General features: G+C 71.5%; 17 protein-coding genes. 5 read left to right on the top strand and 12 right to left on the bottom strand.

The window, feature by feature from the left end:
* Positions 1-79: 79 nt before the first annotated feature.
* Together ABIA33_RS03445 and ABIA33_RS03440 are read left to right on the top strand one after the other, a co-directional pair.
* On the top strand, positions 80-2,836 hold the full coding sequence (locus tag ABIA33_RS03445; RefSeq protein ID WP_370076765.1) for a SpoIIE family protein phosphatase: 2,757 nt from the start codon (positions 80-82) through the stop codon (positions 2,834-2,836).
* Between the two features lie 234 nt (positions 2,837-3,070).
* Complete coding sequence (locus ABIA33_RS03440; RefSeq protein WP_370076763.1) at positions 3,071-3,832, top strand: SDR family oxidoreductase; 762 nt, start codon at positions 3,071-3,073, stop codon at positions 3,830-3,832.
* Between the two features lie 555 nt (positions 3,833-4,387).
* Here the strand turns inward: ABIA33_RS03440 and ABIA33_RS03435 are convergent.
* The 4 genes from ABIA33_RS03435 to ABIA33_RS03420 are packed head-to-tail and all read right to left on the bottom strand — an operon-like array spanning position 4,388 to position 8,061.
* Entirely contained in the window at positions 4,388-5,005 is a 618-nt protein-coding gene (locus ABIA33_RS03435) for a response regulator (RefSeq protein WP_370076761.1), read from the bottom strand.
* Complete coding sequence (locus tag ABIA33_RS03430; RefSeq protein ID WP_370076759.1) at positions 5,002-6,246, bottom strand: sensor histidine kinase; 1,245 nt, start codon at positions 6,244-6,246, stop codon at positions 5,002-5,004. The genes ABIA33_RS03435 and ABIA33_RS03430 overlap by 4 nt, the downstream gene beginning before the upstream one ends.
* Before the next feature lie 16 nt (positions 6,247-6,262).
* Positions 6,263-7,045, bottom strand: a complete 783-nt coding sequence (locus tag ABIA33_RS03425) for an ABC transporter permease (RefSeq protein ID WP_370076757.1) — start codon at positions 7,043-7,045, stop codon at positions 6,263-6,265.
* Positions 7,042-8,061: an ABC transporter ATP-binding protein gene (locus ABIA33_RS03420; RefSeq protein WP_370076755.1), complete on the bottom strand. Its 1,020-nt coding sequence runs from the start codon at positions 8,059-8,061 to the stop codon at positions 7,042-7,044. Before ABIA33_RS03420 ends, ABIA33_RS03425 begins: the two co-directional genes overlap by 4 nt.
* A gap of 64 nt (positions 8,062-8,125) precedes the next feature.
* On the opposite strand from ABIA33_RS03420, the gene ABIA33_RS03415 reads away from it, so the two are divergent.
* The 3 genes from ABIA33_RS03415 (at position 8,126) to ABIA33_RS03405 (ending at position 10,218) form a co-directional block, all read left to right on the top strand.
* Positions 8,126-9,250, top strand: coding sequence for a P1 family peptidase (locus ABIA33_RS03415; protein ID WP_370076754.1), 1,125 nt, complete (start codon positions 8,126-8,128; stop codon positions 9,248-9,250).
* Positions 9,251-9,543: 293 nt separating this feature from the next.
* On the top strand, positions 9,544-9,786 hold the full coding sequence (locus ABIA33_RS03410) for a hypothetical protein (protein WP_370076752.1): 243 nt from the start codon (positions 9,544-9,546) through the stop codon (positions 9,784-9,786).
* 30 nt (positions 9,787-9,816) lie between these two features.
* Positions 9,817-10,218 carry an ACT domain-containing protein gene (locus ABIA33_RS03405; protein WP_370076750.1) on the top strand — a complete coding sequence of 134 codons (402 nt, stop codon included), beginning with the start codon at positions 9,817-9,819 and terminating at the stop codon, positions 10,216-10,218.
* Positions 10,219-10,257: 39 nt separating this feature from the next.
* On the opposite strand, the gene ABIA33_RS03400 is transcribed toward ABIA33_RS03405, so the two are convergent.
* From ABIA33_RS03400 to ABIA33_RS03365, 8 genes are all read right to left on the bottom strand, one after another.
* Positions 10,258-11,253, bottom strand: coding sequence for a phosphotransferase family protein (locus ABIA33_RS03400; RefSeq protein ID WP_370076748.1), 996 nt, complete (start codon positions 11,251-11,253; stop codon positions 10,258-10,260).
* A gap of 235 nt (positions 11,254-11,488) precedes the next feature.
* A complete protein-coding gene (locus tag ABIA33_RS03395) occupies positions 11,489-12,355 on the bottom strand; it encodes a biotin-dependent carboxyltransferase family protein (RefSeq protein ID WP_370076746.1) in 867 nt (288 codons plus the stop codon).
* A complete protein-coding gene (locus ABIA33_RS03390; RefSeq protein ID WP_370076744.1) occupies positions 12,352-12,975 on the bottom strand; it encodes an allophanate hydrolase subunit 1 in 624 nt (207 codons plus the stop codon). The genes ABIA33_RS03395 and ABIA33_RS03390 overlap by 4 nt, the downstream gene beginning before the upstream one ends.
* Positions 12,963-13,757: a LamB/YcsF family protein gene (locus ABIA33_RS03385; protein WP_370076742.1), complete on the bottom strand. Its 795-nt coding sequence runs from the start codon at positions 13,755-13,757 to the stop codon at positions 12,963-12,965. Before ABIA33_RS03385 ends, ABIA33_RS03390 begins: the two co-directional genes overlap by 13 nt.
* A 66-nt stretch (positions 13,758-13,823) precedes the next feature.
* Entirely contained in the window at positions 13,824-14,627 is an 804-nt protein-coding gene (locus ABIA33_RS03380) for a putative hydro-lyase (protein WP_370076740.1), read from the bottom strand.
* A 49-nt stretch (positions 14,628-14,676) separates the two neighbouring features.
* Complete coding sequence (locus tag ABIA33_RS03375; RefSeq protein ID WP_370076738.1) at positions 14,677-15,957, bottom strand: MFS transporter; 1,281 nt, start codon at positions 15,955-15,957, stop codon at positions 14,677-14,679.
* Positions 15,958-16,297: 340 nt separating this feature from the next.
* The gene (locus ABIA33_RS03370) at positions 16,298-17,026 is read right to left on the bottom strand and encodes a GntR family transcriptional regulator (RefSeq protein WP_370076736.1); all 729 of its coding nucleotides are present in this window, start codon (positions 17,024-17,026) and stop codon (positions 16,298-16,300) included.
* A 133-nt stretch (positions 17,027-17,159) separates the two neighbouring features.
* Positions 17,160-18,629, bottom strand: a complete 1,470-nt coding sequence (locus ABIA33_RS03365; RefSeq protein WP_370076734.1) for a PucR family transcriptional regulator — start codon at positions 18,627-18,629, stop codon at positions 17,160-17,162.
* Positions 18,630-18,719 lie beyond the last annotated feature (90 nt).

Genomic DNA, 18,719 nt, shown 5'->3' with positions numbered 1-18,719 from the left:
GGTGCCTGGCGGCGTCAGGTACCGGTCGGTGTGGGCGGGAGACGCGGCCCGACGAACAGCGCGGGAGAGCGGAAAACAGGTGGAACACTTCGATGCGGAGTGGGCTCTGCCCTTCCACGCGCGGGTGCTTTCCGTCGCTCAGGTGATCGCCCGAGCGGTCGCCGCGCTGAGCCTGGTCCTGGCCGGAGCGGCGCTGCTGGACGGGTTGCTGCACGCGCACCTGCTGCAGACCGTGGTGCCAGGACAGTCCGCGGCGATGCAGCCGCGTACCGCACTGGCACTGGTGGCGCTGGCGGGCCTGTTACTGCTGACCGTGCTGAAGCGCCCCGACCGGGTGAGCAGGCGGATCGCCTGGCCCGCCGTGACGGTGGCGTCGCTCCTTGCGTTACTGGGCTCCGGGGCCTACGTCACCGGGATCGACACGCACCTCGCCGGGCGGATGGCCCCGAACACCGCGCTGGGCTTACTACTGGCGGGGGCGGCGCTGCTGGCGGTCCGCTCCGGTGGGTCACGAGCGCTGCTCCTCGGGCAGATCCTGGCCCTGGCCACACTGATGCTGGGTCAGGCCAGGCTGGACGGCCTCGCCTACCACGTAAGGCAGTTGGGGCAAATCGGCGACGCCCCGGCGATGGACGTGAGCACCGGGCTGGCGCTGGTCATGCTCGGTCTCGGGACGTTCCTGCTTCGACCGGACGAGGGTCTGGCGGCCCTGCTGACCAACTCCGCCACAACCGGGCATCTGGGCCGCTGGATGGTCGGCGTGACACTGGTTCTGATCCCCGTCCTCGGTTGGGTCCAGCTGACCGGCCAGGACAGGGGCTGGTACGGCGCCCGGCTGGGGGTCGCACTGCTCGCCTACGCCAGGACCTGCGCCCTGCTGGTGGCCGGATTCGCCGCACTGGCGCTCGCCCGCAGGGTCGAGAACGCGGGTGCCCGGGCCGAGCGGAAGGTCGGGGAGTATGCGCAGTTGCAGGCATTCATGGACCATACGCCCGCGGTCATCTTCACCAGAGACCTGAACGGCCGCTACCTGGCCGCCAACTCCCGCTTCGAGCACGTCGTCGGCGCCGTCCGGGACCGCGTGGCCGGTGCCCGGGTCGAGGACCTGCTACCGCCCGAAGCCGCGGCGGCGGCGCGGACCGCCGATCTCGTCGTACTGGCGAACCGGGCTGCCGTGCAGCACGAAGAGGTCATCCACCAGCAGGACGGCCCGCACCACTACCTGACCACGCTCTTCCCGCTCATCGACGGTGCGGGCGAACCGTATGCGGTGTGCGGGGTCGCGCTGGACGTCACTGACCGCGTCCTCGCCCGGAGCGAGGCCGAGCGACTGCAGCGCCGCTTCCGCGACCTTCTGGAGGCGGCCCCCGACGCGACGGTCATCGCGGACGGCGCCGGCGCCGTGGTCATGGTCAACGCACAGGCGGAGAACCTCCTCGGTCACCGGCGCGAGGACCTCATCGGCCGCCCCCTCGCCCTGCTTCTGCCCGAGCCTCCGTTCCCGCAGGACCCCGCCCACTTCGACTGCTACCGCGTCCGCCTCGAAACCCCGCCCGAGGGCGCTGAATCGGATCCGCGCGCGCGGCACCGCGATGGGCACGAGTTCCCCGTCGAGCTCAGCATCAGCCCGCTGGAGACCGAGGACGGGCTGCTTGTGTCCGTGGCGATCCGCGACATCACCGAGCGCAGGCGGATCGAGGCGGAGCACCAGGCCCTGTACGAGCAGCAGCGGCACATCGCGCTGACCCTGCAGCACAGCCTGATGGGGACCCCGCCGCAGCTTTCCCACCTCCCCACCTCCAGCCGATATCTGGCGTCGGCTCAGGAGGCCGGGGTGGGCGGCGACTGGTTCGACCTGATCCCCCTCGATGCCGGGCGCATCGGCATCCTGATCGGGGACGTGATGGGCCGCGGCGTGGACGCCGCCGCGGTGATGGGCCAACTCCGGGCCGCTGCCCACGCACTGGCCCAGACCGGCATGTCCCCTGCCAGGCTCATGACCGCGCTGGACGACTTCGTCTCGGAACTACCCGACCAGCTCGTCACCTGCTGCTACCTGATCGTCGATCCCGCCGCAGCCCAGGTCACCGTCTGCTCGGCCGGGCATCCGCCGACCCTGCTCGCGGTCCCCCGCCAGCCGACGCGACCGCTGCCCTCCCCCATCAGCGTGCCGCTGGGCGTCGGTGGCTTCCCGCATCAGCAGGCCGTCCAGTCGCTGCCGCCGGGCGCCACCCTGGCTCTCTACACCGACGGTCTGGTCGAGACACCCGACTCCGACATCGACAGCCGCATCCAGATCCTGGCCGACACCCTGGAGGCCGCCCTCGCGGACCGCGTGGTCGACGCCCAGGTGCTGGACCAGACCGCCGATCTTCTGTTGAAGACGCTGATCCCGGACGCCGAGGCGCACGACGACGACGTCACCCTGTTGCTCGTCCGGGTCCCTGCGGCACCGGAGTCCAGCGCCGCGGTCGAACTGTCAGCGGGGCCAAGGTCCGCGTCCGCGGGACGGCGCTTCGTCGCCGCCACACTGTCCCCCTGGAACTGCCCCGCGGACACCGTCCAGACGGCCTGCCTGCTCGCATCCGAACTGCTCACCAATGCCATCCGCCATGCGCAGGGCCCGCTCGGCCTGCAGGTTCGCCGCGCCGCGGCCGAACTGTCCGTCGAGGTGACCGATCGCAGCCCGACCGTTCCCAGCGAAAGGTCCGCGGGCCAGGAAGACGAGAACGGACGTGGCCTCGCCCTGGTCACAGCTCTTGCCGACAGATGGGGCACGCGGCCCCACGCTGACGGCAAGACCGTGTGGTTCACGCTGGCCCTCAAGCCCGCCTGACGCCATGACCAGCACGCCACGGGCGTCCTCCGGCCCCAACAGCATGACTGTTTCTCAGAAGCCGGACCAGAGGCCGGTGCTGCCACACCCAGCACCCCTGGGTCACCCAACCTTACGAAGGGCTCGATCAAAATCAGGAAGGTAGGGCCGGATGTCACGTTTGCTGCGCCTGTCCTGTCATCCCTATGGGCCGCGATCGGCGTGGCCCTGCAGTGACAGACGGGAACTGGGCAGATGCGCGTCGCAGTGGCTGGTGGGACCGGGTTGACCGGGCAACAGGTGGTCCGGGTGTTGACCGCCGCAGGGCATGAACCGGTGGTGCTGTCCCGGGCGAGAGGCGTGGACCTGGTCTCGGGTGCGGGACTGGACGCCGCACTCGTCGGGGCCGGTGCGGTGATCGACGTCAGCAACGTGACCACGACGAGGGCCGCGGTCGCACGGACGTTCTTCGAAGCGGCCACGCGCAACCTGCTGACGGCCGAGGAGCGTGCGGGCGTGAGCCACCATGTGGTGCTCTCGATCGTGGGCAGCGACCGCGTCGACTTCGGCTACTACGAGGGCAAGCGCCGCCAGGAGGAACTGGTGCGTACCGGGCCCGTGCCGTGGACCGTACTGCGTGCCACCCAGTTCCACGAGTTCGTCGGCCAGGTCCTGGCCCGCACCCGCGGGCCCATCGCGGTGGTTCCCCGGATGCTCAGCCAGCCGATCGCGGTGCACGAGGTCGCCGAGGCGCTGGTCGCACTGGTCTCGGGCCCACCGCTGGGTCTGGCTCCCGAGCTGGCCGGCCCCGGCGAGGAGTCGCTCGTCGAGCAGGCCCGTCAGCTCCTGCGCGTGCGCGGCCAACACCGCTGGGTGCTGCCGGTCCGACTGCCGGGAGCCGGCGCACGGCAGATGGCCGAAGGCGGTCTGCTGCCCACCACACCGGGCCCGAGGGGAAAGCAGACCTTCGCCCAGTGGCTGGACGAGCAGTCAAGCCGCGCACCACGCCGGTCATGAGCAGCCAGGCCGAACTCGCCGCCGGCGCCCGCGCGCGTCCGTGCCCGGGTGCGATCGTCCCTCGCGGCACCGGCGATGGAACAGGTGCAGTGAAATCCGTACGCCCACGACACGGATCGGCAGCACGCGCTTAACACTCCCTCGGCAGAGTGGTGGTCAACGGCGAGAAGCCGAGCTTGGTGGCAGTAGGTGTTCGGAGCGGCTCCCGGACCCGGTCCGCCCCCAAGGGGACGCGTCGGACGGCCCTGACCCGGCCACGTGTCCATCGCCCGCAGGCACGCCGTAGTCCCGCCCCGTCGGCCCCCACAGGTCGGCAGGGAACGGCAGCTCTTGCGGCACCGCGCTCCGCGTTCCCGGGTGGGGGACACAGCGGAGACGCGTGGGAGGGGCTGGTCCATCGAGGACCGGCCCCTCCCACGCGTGTGCCTGTCCGAGCTGGGGCACGGCTCACCGCTGTAGCCAGATGCGGACGGCGACCTCGTAGGAGGCGCAGCCTGCCGCCGCAGGCCTGCTCGCTGATCCGGCGTCGGAGCGAGGTCCACGGACAGCACCCTCCTAGACCCAGCCCCGTTCGCGGGCGATCCGCACCGCCGTGTGGCGGTTGTCCGCGGAGAGCTTCGCCGTGGCGGAGGACAGGTAGTTGCGCACGGTGCCCGGGGAGAGCGACGCGCGCCGGGCGACCTCGGCGATCGGCGCGCCGTCCGCCGCCAGCTCCAGTACCTCCGCCTCGCGCGCGGTCAGCGGCGAGTCCCCGGCACTGATGGCGTCGGCGGCCAGCTCCGGGTCCACATAGCGCCCTCCGGCGTGAACACTGCGGATGATCTCGGCCAGCCGCTGCGCCGACACCGTCTTCGGGACAAACCCGCGCACCCCCGCCACCAGGGCCCGCTTGAGATGGCCGGGCCGCCCGTGACTGGTGACGATCATCGTCCGGCAAACGGGCAGCTCGGACCGCAGCGCGGCGGCCACCGCCACCCCGTCCATCCCGCCGGGCATCTGCAGGTCCAGCACGGCGACGTCCGGCCGGTGCGCCCTGGCCATCGCCAGCGCCTCGGGCCCGGAGGCGGCCTCGGCCACGACCAGCAGGTCGTCCTCGTACGACAGCAGCGCGGCGACCGCGCCGCGGATCAGGTGCTCGTCGTCCGCCAGCAGCACCCGGATGCGTCCGCTCATACGACCGGCCCCGACTGCTGCGCGACGGTGGCGGGAACCTCCGGCCGGGGCAGCGGCACCCCGGCCGTCAGGTGGAAGGCTCCCGCCCGCGACTCGGCGTCCAGGGTGCCTCCGAGCGTCGCCAGCCGTTCGCGCAGCCCGTTCAGACCCGAACCGGAGATACCGCTCCCCGCGGGCTCCGGCACCCCGTCGTTGTCGATCGACAGCACCGCCGATGGACCTGTGCTCAGCCGGATGACGCAGCTCCGCGCCTCGCTGTGCCGCAGCACATTGGTGGTCGCCTCGCGCACGACCCAGCCGAGGGCGGCCTGGATCTCGGGCGGCAGCGCGCTCCCGTCGTCCCCCTCGGCCGTGCCGTCGATGCCCGCCGCGTGCAGCACGGACAGCGCCCCGGCCAGCTCGACCGCGAGATCGGCTCTGCGGTACCCGCGGACGACCTCGCGCACCTCGTGCTGCGACTCCCGGGCGATCCGCTGCACCTCGATCATCTGCTCCACCGCCTCCGGCCTCCCCCGACGGGCCAGTTGCACCGCCAGTTCGCTCTTCAGCGCGATCACCGCCAGGTTCCGCCCCATCACATCGTGCAGATCCCGCCCGAACCGCAGCCGCTCCTCCGCGACCGCGAGCTGTGACTGCAGCTCGCGGGCGGCGTCCAGCTCCCACACCACGCTCAGCAGCCACACCGAGCAGCCGCTGGTGAGCACCATCACGCCACTGGCGACGAGCACGGCGGCGGCGAACCCGGCGACCGTGGGGCCGGGCAGCCCCAGCAGCGCGCAGACAGCGCCCATGCCGACGGCCGCGCCCAGCACGCCGTACAGCATCGGACGGGTCCCGCGGATGCCCAGGACCATCGCCCCCAGGCCGTACGCGAACAGGCCGACGACGAGCACCGAGACGTCCACGCCGTGGAGGAGGGAGCTGCCCGAGCGCAGCGCCAGCGCGGCCGCGGCTCCGCCCACGGAGAGCGTGGCGACGGCGGCGAGCAGCCTGACCGGACGCTCCCTGCGGCCCAGAAGCCAGTCAAGACCTCTGGCCTGGAGCACCGCGCACAGCGCGGCGTGCACAGCCGCCAGGCCGAGCAACCCGAGCCGCGGTCCGGCCGAGGTGACCCCACTGGCCAGCGAACCGCCGAGTACGGCCATCTCGGACAGGGCGAAGAAGTAGAACGAGGACCGCGTGTACAGCTCGATCCGTGCGGGATCGCTCCGCCGGTGCCACCAGCCCGTCAGGCTCACCATCAGTCACTCCGGGTTGTCAGCGGCGCGGTTCCCAGCGGAACCAACGGTGTACAGCAAACACCGCGAACAGCGTCCAGGCCAGTGCGGTGCCCAGCGCCCGCAGCACCTCCAGGGGCGCGGCCAGGGAGCCGCCCAGCCAGCCGGCCCGTATGAGCTCCACCACTGGGGTCAGCGGGAGCCACCGGCACACCTCGCCCACCAGGTGCGGCATCGACTGCAGCGGGATCAGGATTCCCGAGCCCATCGCCGAGACGAGCAGCACCGGCGCAGTCGTGAGCTGGGCCAGTTCCACGTTGCGGGTGAAGACCGTGGACGCGGCGGCGAGCGCGGCGAACAGCACGATGCCCAGCGCCAGCCCCCCGATCAGCAGCTCCGGTCGGTGCGGGAGGTCCAGGCCCAGCCGCGCGGAGCCGGCCACGATCAGCGCCACGCACTGTGCCAGCGCCACGGCGACCGCCGGGAGGGCCGTACCAGCCAGGATCTCAGGATCCGTCGGCTCTCCGGTGCGCAGCCGCTTCAGCACCAGCTCCTCACGGCGCGCCACATAGGCGGTGACCAGGTTGTAGTAGACGACGTAGAGCAGGATGAGGCCGATGCCGCCGCTGATCGACTGCAGGTCGGCGCCCACCGCCGCTGCTCCGGTGCCGAACTGAGCCATCGTCGGACGCAGTGCCGCCACCGTGCCGACCGGCAGCAGCAGCGCGATGGCCAGCGCTGTACGGTTGCGCAGCAGCAGCGTCAGCTCGGCCCGCCCGAGCGCCCTCACCCGGCCTGCCGCGGTGGTCCTCGCCGCCGTCATCGTGCCACCCCGTCCGTCGTGGCGGCATCGAACGCCGTGCCTGCGTCAAAAGCCGTGCCTGTGCCGAATGCCGTGCCTGTGTCGAACCCCGCGCGCCCCGCGTCGCCTGCGATCGCCAGAAACGCCTCCTCGAGCGACGCCGTCCGCGCGTCCAGCCGGTCCAGCGGGACGCTCCGCTCCTCCGCCCAGCGCAGCAGCGCCGTGAGGGAGTGCTGGAGCCGGTCGGTGTGCAGCACCACACGCCGGTCGTGCACCTCGTACCCCAGCACGCCGAGCTGCGGAAGCGGCGGCAGATCGCCGGGGTGCCAGCCCTCCGGCAGGCCGAAGGTGATCCGGGCCGGGCGCGCGCCGGTCACCTCCGACGGCGTGCCGGAAGCGACGATGCGACCCTCGTGCAGGATGGCCAGCCGGTCGGCGAGTTCCTCCGCCTCCTGCAGGTAGTGGGTGGTCAGCAGTACGGTCGTGCCCTCGCCCCGGAGTTCCCGCACCAGTTCCCAGGTGTCGCGCCGCCCTTCCGCGTCCTGCCCGGTCGTCGGCTCGTCCAGGAACAGCACCTCCGGTCGGCCCAGCAGTGCGAGCGCCAGGTCCAGTCGGCGCCGCTCGCCGCCGGACAGCTGCTTGACCCGCACGCCGCTCCGGTCCGCCAGCCCCGCCAGGCCGAGCGACTCCCGCTCCGGCCGGGCTCCGCTGACGCACCCGGCCCACATCCGCGCCGTCTCCGCCACCGTCAGGTCCGCCGGGAATCCGCCCTCCTGGAGCATCACCCCGATCCTCGGCCGAACCCGGGACCGCTCGGTGAACGGGTCGCACCCGAGCACCCGGACGGTGCCGTCGCTCGGCCAAGCCAGCCCCTCCAACAACTCAACCGTGGAGGTCTTCCCGGCCCCGTTGGTCCCCAGCAGCGCGAACAGCTCGCCGCGCGCCACTTCGAACGACACTCCCCGTACGGCCTCGAAGCCGCCCCTGTACCGGCGCCGCACCCCGGCCGCCTCGATCACGTTCTCCGCGTTGTCCATGCACCCAGCCTCCGGCCCCGGGGCCGCCCCGGGGCGTGCCGACCGTCACCAGCAGTGATGACAAATGTCATGGCTGCGCGCCGCCCACGCGCTGGGGCCGACCCTCGGCTGCGTTGGGGGACCGCCGAGGTGCGATGGTGGAGCGGTGAACGGGTTGACGGATGTGATCGGGTTGCGGGTCGGCCATGCGCAGCGGGTCGGCGAGGGCTGGCTGTCCGGAGTGACGGTGGTGCTCGCACCTGACGGTGGGATGGTCGCCGCGGTGGATGTGCGCGGCGGCGGGCCCGGGACGAGGGAGACCGACGCGTTGGACCCGCGGAACCTGGTGCAGCGGATCGACGCCGTCGTACTGACCGGCGGCAGTGCCTTCGGCCTGGACTCCGCGGGCGGGGTGGCGGCCTGGCTGGAGGAGCAGGGGCGGGGCTTCCGGGTGGGTCCTGATCCGGACCAGGTGGTCCCGGTCGTTCCGGCGGCAGCGCTGTTCGACCTCGGGCGGGGCGGTGACTGGCGGGCGCGTCCCGACGCGGCCATGGGCCGGGAGGCGGTCGCGGCCGCCGCCGACACCGCTCAGGGAGCGCCGGTGCCGCAGGGCTGCGTGGGTGCCGGGACGGGCGCGGTCGCCGGCGGGTTGAAGGGCGGCATCGGGACGGCGAGCACGGTGCTGGAGTCGGGTGTGACCGTCGCCGCGCTGGTCGCGGTGAACGCGGCGGGTTCCGTCCTCGACCCGGCCACGGGCGAACTCTACGGCGCGCGATTCGGTGCGGCGGGAGAGTTCGCACTGCCCGTCCCCACGCCCGAGCGGCACCGGGCGGCGAGTGCCCGCCTGGAGCAGTCACGGACGCTGAACACCACCCTCGCCGTGGTGGCCACCGATGCCGCCCTGACGAAGGCTCAGGCACAGAAGCTGGCCGGTACGGCGCACGACGGCCTGGCCCGCGCCGTACGACCGGTCCATCTCCTCTCCGACGGCGACACGGTGTTCGCTCTCTCGACCGGCACCCGCCCGCTCGTCCCGGCAGACCAAAGCGCGGCACTCGGCGACCCCGCCTTCGGCGTGCACATCGCCGCGGGCGCGCTCAACGCCGTCCTCGCGGCCGGCGCGGACGCGCTGACCCGCGCGATCGTCCACGCGATGCTGGCCGCGGAGAGCGCCGCCGGCTTCCCCAGCTACCGCGAGCTCTACGGCTGAGCGCACCTGACGCGGGTTCAGGTACGGCCGTGGCGGATGGTGTGGTCGGCGCATTCGAGGGCACTGTCCCCCCGAGGGACGGAATCCGGAGGTGCCCCAGCTTCCGCCAGGCCGGGTGCAGGGCGATGCGCAGCACCCAGGCCCGGTCGCCGTCCACCCCCCACCTGGAACGCCCCTCATCAGCTCAGGACCCGCACGGCCGCCCGCCCGAGCCACGCGCCGTCTCACGCTCGGATCACCCGAACGGGATGCCCGCGCGTGCCGTGTGAGCTCCCGGAGTCGAAGGTGGGGACATGGCTGAATTCGTCTACTTCCTTGGACCACCCGACCTCGGCGACGGTCGACGCACGCTCCATGCCGCGTTGACGGGCGAAGCAGGGACACTCTGCGCGATGCCGACCGTGACGATCGAGCCGATCCCAGATCCTGACAAGGTCGAGCCGCTGCCGTGGCCCTGCCCGGTGTGCACCGGTAGAAGGCTCGCGATCGTCGCCGCGGAGCCGGCGTCAGCGGCCTCCGCTCCCGAGGAGCAGTGACGGCGACGGCGGGCGCGTAGGCTGGCGATCATGACTGGAGAGAGCGACCTGACGAAACTGCTGGCGACCATGCGCCCGCAGCTGAACCAAGGCGTCTACGTGTTCACCACCGTGCCGGGCGGCGCCGTCCCGAGTGATGTGGCGCCGGTGGTCACCGTCGTCGAGCCGGAAGGCGTCACCCTCGTCCTCACCAGGACGGACGCCGACGCCGCCGGGCTCGGCTACGACTACCTGGCCGGCTGGATCACCCTTCGGGTCCACTCCGCGCTGGAGGCCGTCGGTCTGACCGCAGCCGTCTCGGTCGCCCTCGCAGAGGCCGGGATCAGTTGCAACGTCGTCGCCGGATTCCACCACGACCACCTCTTCGTCCCACACGACCGAGCCGCCGAGGCCGTCGCCATCCTCGAACACCTGGCCGCGCCGAGGAACTGACCTCACGCCCCACGCGGCAGCATGGACGCCGCGTGGGCATCAGACGCGGGCGTCCATGCGCGCGAGGACGTCGCGCATGTCCTCGTAGGTCGCCGAAACGCTCTCGGACCTTCCGAGCCGGTGTCCCTCCAACCGAACGGCTCCGATGTGCCGGGCCCGGTAGAACGCCAACCGCTGTTCCGCGCTGGGTGTGGATGCCGGCGACCCGTAGGTCTCCCAGAACGCGTCTCGCTCCGTGCCCGGTCTCCGCCCGGCCACAAAGATCGTCCAGTCGGACTCCGGGTCGCCCCAGGACGTCCGGTCGCAGTCCAGCACACCCGTGATCGTGGGAACCGGCGTCCCGCTTGCGAGCATCAGATTGCCCGTCCACAGGTCGCCGTGCAGCAACCGGGGTTGGGTGATCTCGTCGAAGAGTGCCCGTTGCTGGAGAGCTGCGGCAGCGACGTCGCGCACGTCGGTCGCGTCAAGGCCGACGTCTTCAAGGTCGGCAGCGGTGTCGTCCAGGGAGGCGATCACCGCTTCGCTCCACGTGGCGAAGGTCGGCCCGGCCACGGGGCCGAAGCGGGTGCCGCGCACCGCGTGGATGTCGCGCGCGATCGATCCCATGTCCCGGAAGAACGGCGCCCACTCCGGACGGGGATAGGCGGCGAGGCCCTCCGGAGCGGGGACACCGTCGAGCAAGCTCTGGAACAGGTAGTCCCGTCCGATGACCTCGTGAGTGAAGTCGATGGCGAGCGTGCGCGGAATCAGCGGCGCGATCGGGGCGAAGTAGGGCACGCCGGCGTGCTCGTTGCGCATCCACTCCCGCTCGATGCGGAACTGGCGTGCCGGCTCAGGCGCGACCCGCAGGATCACCGCACGCTCTGCGCCGATATCAACGCGATAGGTGCTGTTGTACGAGCCGCCCCCGAGCTCGACGGCCGACACGACGCGCACCTGCGCGCCGAACACCCGTCGGCACATCACACGAACCTGGTCGGCGGTCACCGACTGCTGGAACGCACCAGGCCCACGCTCGATCGCCCGGAACTCCACCTGACTCCCCCGATGCTCGTCTCGAATGGTCGCGACCGAGTCTAGGAGGGTGCTGAAGATCTAGGCCGGGCTCGCGACGCCCTGCGACTCCGCTTGCCGCGTTGTCTCCCCCACCCTTCGGGCGGGAGGTGCCCCCTGGTCGCCCTCTACCAACCACGGTTGGCTCCCTCCTCCGCCTTGCAATCGAAGCCGCATGACGCCGCTCCCTGATCCGGCCTAGATCTTCAGCACCCTCCTAGAGACCTCGTCCTCGCGCCCTGCGCTCGAACCTGACGCTCTGGCCGGGTCGTAGTTGTGCCGCCCGGTCGATGTCCTGATCGGTGATCACGGCGATGACCGGGTAGCCGCCGGTGACCGGGTGGTCGACGAGGAAGAGCACGGGCTGTCCGTTCGGAGGGACTTGCAGGGCACCGGCGACCATGCCCTCGGAGGGCAGTTCGCGGTGGATCGCCCTTTCCAGCGGTGGGCCGCTCAGGCGGATGCCGATCCGGTTGCTGTCGGCGGTGACCTGGTAGGGACCGCCGCACAGGGCAGCCAGCGCTGAGGGAGCGAACCAGTCGTCGCGGGGCCCGGGGACGATGCGCAGGATCACCTCGTCCCCGTAGCCGCGCACGGGCGCGAGGTCGACGAGGGGATAGCCGTCCACGTCCGCACCGATCGGCAGGCGAGTCCCGGGAGCCGGCAGAGGTGGGCCGATGCCGGAGAGGGTGTCGGTGGCGCGGGATCCCAGGACGGGCGGTACGTCGATGCCGCCGCGCACGGCCAGGTAGGTCCGCAGTCCCTCGGTGGGCACGCCGATCTCGAGACGCTGGCCGGCGCGAAGGTGGATCGGCCCGTTCATCCCGACCAGGCGCCCGTCCAGGGCGACCGGGCAGGGGGCTCCGGTCAGTGCGATCGTGGCCGGCATGTGGAAGCGGGCGGCGAAGGAACCGTAGGTGAGTTCGAGGGCGGCCGCGGATTCGCTGTTGGCGACAAGGCGGTTGGCCAGGCGCAGACTGCCGCGGTCCGCCGCGCCACTGGCACCGACGCCGAGAGCGGTGCGGCCGGGGCGGCCGAGGTCCTGAATGGTGGTGAGCAGTCCGGGGCGCAGGATCTCGATCACACCAGCACCTGGACGAAGCGGACATGGCGGCCTGGGACCAACAGAGCGGGCGGGTCCCGCTCCACATCCCACATGGCGGTCTCGGTGTGGCCCAGGAGATGCCAGCCGCCGGGCGACCGGCTGGGGTAGACGCTGGTGAACTGGTCGGCGACGGCCACCGATCCGGGTGCGACCCGGGTTCGCGGAACCGGTCGGCGTGGAAGCCGCAGGAGGGGGTCCAGGCCGCTGAGGTAGGCGAAGCCGGGGGCGAAGCCGCCGAACGCGACCGTGTAGCGGGCGTCGGTGTGCCGTCGGACGACCTCGCGGATACTGAGCCCGGTGCTGTGGGCGACCTGGGCGAGGTCGGGTCCGTCGTAGACGACGGGGATCTCCACCAGCCCCTGATCCGAGGGCGGCACCGTACTTGGCCTGCGGTCGGCGATGTCGGCGATGTCGGCGGTCAGTCGCTCGCGCGTGGTGACGGCGGGGTCGAAGGTGACCAGCACGGTGGTCGCGGCGGGGACGACTTCCACGGTCCCGGGTGCCGGGCTGCGGTGCAGACTCTGGTGCAGCTCCATGACCTGGTCGAGTCCGTCGACCTCGATCAGCACGGCGCGCGAGCCGGCGGTCAGGAAGCGCACAGCGCTTCCTGACCGGTGAACGGGGCCAGCAGCACGTCGGCGTCCAGCAGGGCGGACCGCACCGCCCGGGCGATCTCCACCGCACCGGGGGTGTCGCCGTGCACGCACAACGAGCGGGGCCGCAGCGGCACGACGCTGCCGTCGAGCGCGGTGACCTCGCCGCCGAGTGCCATGGCCAGGCAGCGTTCCACCACAGCTTCGATGTCGTGGATGACCGCGCCCGGCAGGGTGCGCGGCACCAGTCGCCCGTCGCGGTCGTACGCGCGGTCGGCGAAGGCCTCCTCCACCGTCTGCAGTCCTCTGGTCCGTGCCTGGGACAGCCCGGCGGAGCCGGCCAGGCCGAGCAGGACGAGATCGGGGTCGTAGCGGTGGACGGCCTCGGCGAGGGCGGCTGCCTGCACCGGGTCGGTGGCCACGGTGTTGTACAGCGCGCCGTGCGGTTTGACGTAACCGACGCGGGTGCCGGCCAGGCGGGCGAAACCGTCCAGCGCGGCGATCTGGTAGACCACCTCGTTGATCAGGTCCTCCGGATCGATGTCGATCCTTCGCCGGCCGAAGCCGGCGAGATCGCGGTAGCCGACGTGGGCGCCGATCGCGACGCCGTTCTCGGCAGCGGTCCAGCAGGTGCGCCGCATGGTGTTCGGTTCCCCGGCGTGAAAGCCGCAGGCGATGTTCGCGCTCGTGACGACGGACAGCAGGGCGTCGTCGTCGCCCAGCGCCCAGTTGCCGAAACCCTCCCCGAGGTCGCTGTTGAGGTCGATGACCGGTTGCGGAGGCTTCATGGTGTGGTTGCGTCCTTGCTCGTCGTTGGTACGCGGGCACCGTCCCGTCGGGCGGGCGGGCGGGAGTCAGGCGATTCGGTAGTCGATGTCCAGGTCGTCGGTGATGAACATGTGCCCCGGGGTGTGGGTGATGGCGAACGGAGGCTCGGAGTGCATGACCGCGGCCTGGGTGGTGACCCCACAGGCCCAGAAGACCGGCACGTCGCCGTCCTGAACGGTCACGGGGTCGCCGAAGTCCGGGGCGGACAGGTCATGGATGCCCAAAGCCTCGGGCCGGCCGACCTGGACCGGGGCCCCGTGGACCGCGGGCATCATCGCGGTGATCTGCACCGCTTGCGCGACCAGGTGCGCGGGGATCGGCCGCATCGAGACCACCAGCGGGCCGCGCAGGCGCCCCGCAGGCGCGCAGGACCGGTTGGTGACGTACATCGGCACGTTGGTGCCCTGCTCTACGTGGCGCAGCGGCACCCCTGCCGTGCGCAACAGCGTCTCGAAGCTGAAGCTGCATCCGATCAGGAAGGTCACCAGGTCCTCGCGCCACCACGGGTTGACGTCCTGGTGAGTGCCCGTCAGTTCACCGTCCCGCCAGACGGAGTAGCTCGGCAGGTCGGTACGCAGGTCCGCGCCCGGCGCCAGCCGGGAGTGCCACGAACCGGGTTCGGTGACCTCCAGCACCGGGCACGGCTTGGGGTTGCGCTGGGCGAAGAGCAGCACGTCGTAGGCGTAGTCCCGGGGCACCGAGATGAGGTTGGCCTGGGTGTGCCCGGGCGCGACACCCGAGGTCGGTACGTCGGTGCCGGCGCGGAACGCGGCTCTGGCCTCGGCGGGCGTACAGTCGCTCAGATCCGGAGCGCCGACGGGCACCGTCATGTGGTTCCTCCTGGTGACTGGTGTTGGCGGACCCGGAACTGACGAGGGGTCAAGAAAGGTCGTTGCCGCGGGTCTCGGCCAGCCCGAAGAGCGCCGCCACCGCGATGCCGTAGCCGACCGCCCCGTACAGCAGGGCGTTGCCCAGTCCGTGCGTACCGGCCTGGAATCCGACCGCGGTGGGGAAGAACGCTCCGACAGCCCGGCCGACGTTGTAGGTGAAGCCCTGTCCGGTGCCGCGGACGCTGCCGGGGAACAGTTCGGCCAGGTACGAGCCGAAGCCGCTGAAGATGGCCGAGGAGCAGAACCCGAGGGGGAAGCCCAGGACGAGCAGCACATTGTTCTGGCCCGCCGGGATGTGGGTGTAGGCGATGATGATCGCGGCGCTGAGCACGGCGAACAGCGCGATCGCCTTGCGCCGCCCCAGCCAGTCGGTGACATAGCCGCCGGTGAGGTAGCCGACGAAGGCCCCGGTGATCAGCAGGAACAGGTAGGACCCGGTGCCCACCACGGTCAGGTGCCGCACGGTCTTGAGGTACGTCGGCAGCCAGGTGGCAATCGTGTAGTAGCCGCCCTGGACCCCGGTTGCCAGCAGCGTGGCGAAGGCCGTCGTGCGCCGCAGGCCCGGTCCGAATATCGCGGTCACCGGTGTGCGGGGTTCGGTGGCGCGCCGCTCGGCGGCGGCGGGGGCGTCCTTGACGCCGCGCCGCAGATAGAGCAGGAACAGGCCGGGCAGGGCGCCGGTCCAGAACAGGATGCGCCAGGCCAGGCCGCCGCTGACATGGTCGAGCACCACGGTGGCGACGATCACTGCCAGACCCCACCCGACCGCCCAGGCCGACTGGACGAAGGCGACGGTGCGCCCGCGGTAGCGCGTCGAGGCGTACTCGGCGACCAGGATCGCGCCGGCCGCCCACTCGCCGCCGAAGCCCAGCCCCTGCAGCGCCCGGAACGTCAGCAGCATCGGGTAGTTCACCGCGAAGCCGCACAGCACCGTGAAGACCGCGTAGGTCGCCACAGTGATCATCAGGGTGCGGACCCGCCCCACCCGGTCGATCAGCATCCCAGCGAACACGCCGCCGATCGCCGACACGACCAGGGTGACCGTGGTCAGCAGCCCGGCCTGACCCTTGGAGATGTGGAAGTAGGCGGCGATGGCGACCATGCCCAACGGCAGGACCTGGAAGTCGTAGGAGTCCAGTGCGTACCCGCCGAACGCACCGAAGAACGCGCGACGGCCCTGTGCGGGCAGCGAACGGAACCAGGCGAACCGGCCGGTCATGTCGTCGGAGCTGGTTGCGGTCGCGGGAGGTCTTGCGGAGACTGCGGTCATATCGCACCTCAGGGGAAGGGGGCGGGGTCCAGTGATATGGACAGCCAGTCGACGGCAGAGCGCGGGTGCAGTCACCATGCACCAAAACCGGCGGAACGGGCATTTCCTTCACCCACTCCCTGCGTCTTCCCCACAAGGTAGGGATTGTTCAACGATCCTTCAAGAGGGCGCTCTGCAACGTTTGAGTTAACTCGCCCATCGCCCGCACATCGCCCCGCATGACGCCCCGCGTGACGCCCGACGGGGGCTAGCCAAGGCGGCCAGGCTGTTGCAGTATTGTTCAACAAACTTAAACCCTGCGGCGGCGCGGGGACCCGTGGCGCGGGTCCCGAATCGGGCGTCAGCGCGTGGCTGCCTCGGCGGCCGGAGGCTGGGCGTGCGTGAAGGCGCGCAGCAGTTGGCGTTCCGCGTCCGCGAGGTAGACGGAGAGGAGCAGTTCTGCCTGCTTGGTGTCCCTGGATTCCAGCGCTGCCATGAGCTCGCGGTTGCGGGCGAGGTACGGCTCGTAGAAGCGGCGCGGGTTGTCCATGACGTGGAAGACCAGCCGGAGTTCAGCGTGGATGCGGAGCATGAACTCTTCCAGGCGCGGGGATCCGGCCAGCTGCACTATCCCCTGATGGAAGTGCAGGTTGGCGGTGCCGACGTCGGGCCAGCGGTGTTCGGAGGCCGCACGCTCGCCGTCCTCGACGGCAGTGCGGATCGCCGCGATCACCTGGTCGGGTGCGCTCGCCAACTCGCGGACGGCGGCGCCTTCCACGATCTGGCGGAGCCGGTACAACCCGACGACGTCGTCCCTGCTGAGCGTGCGTACGAAGACGCCGCGGTTCAGCTCGTGCACGAGCAGTCGTTCGTGCGTCAGCAGCCGGAAAGCCTCGCGAAGGGTGTTGCGGGAGACGCCCAGGGCTTCGCCGATGGCCTCCTCCGACAGCCGGGTGCCGGGCGGGATGAACCCCTCGGTCACCCGGTCCCGCAGGATGCCGGCCACGCGCTCGGCGGTGCTGCTCCGCCCGAGCAGGTCCTTGTCCTTCCCGAGATCGGAGACCCAGGTCCCGAGAGCGTCGGTGCTCACTGTCTTCCCCACTCGTCCGGTCTGCAGGAATCCGCTGACTCTCTCGCCAGACAGTCTCTCACGGGATCGTTGAACAAAAGGCACTTCCGCGCCTGGGAGGCAATCCTACCGGGCGGTCGCACGGTGACGACTGTCAGTCCGTCAGGCCGAGCTGACCGGCGGCCCGGAGCGCCAGCCAGACCTCGGCGAACGCCTCGGTCGAGCCCAGGTCGCGTCCCGTGAGGGCGGCGAAACGGCGCAGCCGGTAGGCCAGCGTGTTGGGGTGCACATGCAGCGCCTCCGCCGCGACCTCGGTCCGCCGGTCGCGCTCCATCCAGGTCCGCACCGAGACCAGGAGCTGGGAGTCGTGGGCCGCGTCATAGCGGAGCACCTCGCCCAGCACGTGCTCGACCAGTGCCCCGAGCACCGCCGGGTCGTCCGGCAGCCACCGGCCGGTGGTGTCGCTCCCGTAGCGGATCAGCGACCGGCCCGACTCCGCCGCCTTGGACACCGCCCACAGCGCCTCGCGCTGGGCGACCCGCAGCGACTCGCCAGGTGGGAACGGGCGGCTCATTCCGGCCGCGACGCCGTGGATCCCGGCGACCGCCGCACCCAGCTCAGGGGCTCCGAGCAGGTACCGGTCATCGCCTCGGTTGAGCAGCAGGTGCGGGTACTCGTCCAGATGGTGCAGCAGTTGCTCGTCGCCGACGCCGCGCAGCACCAGGAGCACGGTCTCCCCCTGGATCGACAGGCGCAACAGCCTGCGTCGGGCCGCCGCCGGGTCGAGGACGTCCTGGAGCAGCTCGGCGAGGGTCTCGGCGCCCTCTCGCCGCAGGGTCTCGCGCTCGTGGCGGACCCGGGCGAGTTGCAGGGCGGCCACGGTGGCGATGTGCTGGACCACCGCGAAACCGGCCGGTCGCGCGCCCGCCCGCTCGAAGGCGACGAGGAACCCGGCGGGGCCGCCCGGCGCCGGCACCGGCAGGGCGAAGCCACCGGGAATGGTCGGAGGGGCGTCCACGGAGTCCGGGAGCACGGAGAGGTCGGGCACCGGCACCCCCGGCAGCAGCGGGCGGCCCTGCGGGGTGCAGAGGAAGACCTCGTAGCCGGACAGCTGCTCCAGGCGGCGGAACAGCGCGGGGGTGTCCAGACTCTCCGCGGCCAGCCAGCGCAGCGCGCCGAACACCTGCAACTGCGCGCCGAGCCGCTCTCCCTCGTCCTCGCGGACGGCCGCCGCGACCTCCTGAGCGACGGCGATGAACGGGACCGCGAGCGGCACCTCGAGCACCGGCATCCCGCGTTCCTCGGCCGCCAGCAGGAACGAGCGGTGCAGCGGGGGCGTGTGCAGCTGGGCGGAGAGAGCCAGCGCGGACACCCCCGCGTCGTCCAGCCGTTCGAGGTAGGCGCGCTGGCGCGCGGCCGCACGGGGGACGGCCAGACCCGTGGTCATGATCACCTCGGCTCCCAGCAGCCACGGCGTCGGATCCTCCAGCTCGCTCACATGCGCCCAGGAGACGGAACGCCGCAGTCCGGACTCGCCCGCCAGCACGCGCAACTGGAGCGCGGGGAAGGAGAGCAGGTCCTCGACGCTGAGCCTGGTGAGCTCGGCAGGGTTGTGGTCAGCCACAGGAAACACCCTAATGCTTCATGCCTGAGACAATTGCTGGTTCCTTTTCGGCCACCCAGACTGATGCGCACGCCGACCCGGAACCAGCCG

This window comes from Streptacidiphilus sp. MAP12-16 (assembly GCF_041262165.1).
GTDB lineage: Bacteria > Actinomycetota > Actinomycetes > Streptomycetales > Streptomycetaceae > Streptacidiphilus.
This window is presented reverse-complemented; position numbering and strand designations above follow the sequence as displayed.

Coding starts and splice junctions, on each gene's coding strand:
- ABIA33_RS03380 (WP_370076740.1), bottom strand. CDS start 14,627: ATGACGGTGCCCGTCGGCGCTCCGGATCTGAGCGACTGTACGCCCGCC.
- ABIA33_RS03435 (WP_370076761.1), bottom strand. CDS start 5,005: ATGAGCGGACGCATCCGGGTGCTGCTGGCGGACGACGAGCACCTGATC.
- ABIA33_RS03405 (WP_370076750.1), top strand. CDS start 9,817: ATGACTGGAGAGAGCGACCTGACGAAACTGCTGGCGACCATGCGCCCG.
- ABIA33_RS03410 (WP_370076752.1), top strand. CDS start 9,544: ATGGCTGAATTCGTCTACTTCCTTGGACCACCCGACCTCGGCGACGGT.
- ABIA33_RS03440 (WP_370076763.1), top strand. CDS start 3,071: ATGCGCGTCGCAGTGGCTGGTGGGACCGGGTTGACCGGGCAACAGGTG.
- ABIA33_RS03385 (WP_370076742.1), bottom strand. CDS start 13,757: ATGAAGCCTCCGCAACCGGTCATCGACCTCAACAGCGACCTCGGGGAG.
- ABIA33_RS03420 (WP_370076755.1), bottom strand. CDS start 8,061: ATGGACAACGCGGAGAACGTGATCGAGGCGGCCGGGGTGCGGCGCCGG.
- ABIA33_RS03425 (WP_370076757.1), bottom strand. CDS start 7,045: ATGACGGCGGCGAGGACCACCGCGGCAGGCCGGGTGAGGGCGCTCGGG.
- ABIA33_RS03430 (WP_370076759.1), bottom strand. CDS start 6,246: ATGGTGAGCCTGACGGGCTGGTGGCACCGGCGGAGCGATCCCGCACGG.
- ABIA33_RS03415 (WP_370076754.1), top strand. CDS start 8,126: ATGTCATGGCTGCGCGCCGCCCACGCGCTGGGGCCGACCCTCGGCTGC.
- ABIA33_RS03375 (WP_370076738.1), bottom strand. CDS start 15,957: ATGACCGCAGTCTCCGCAAGACCTCCCGCGACCGCAACCAGCTCCGAC.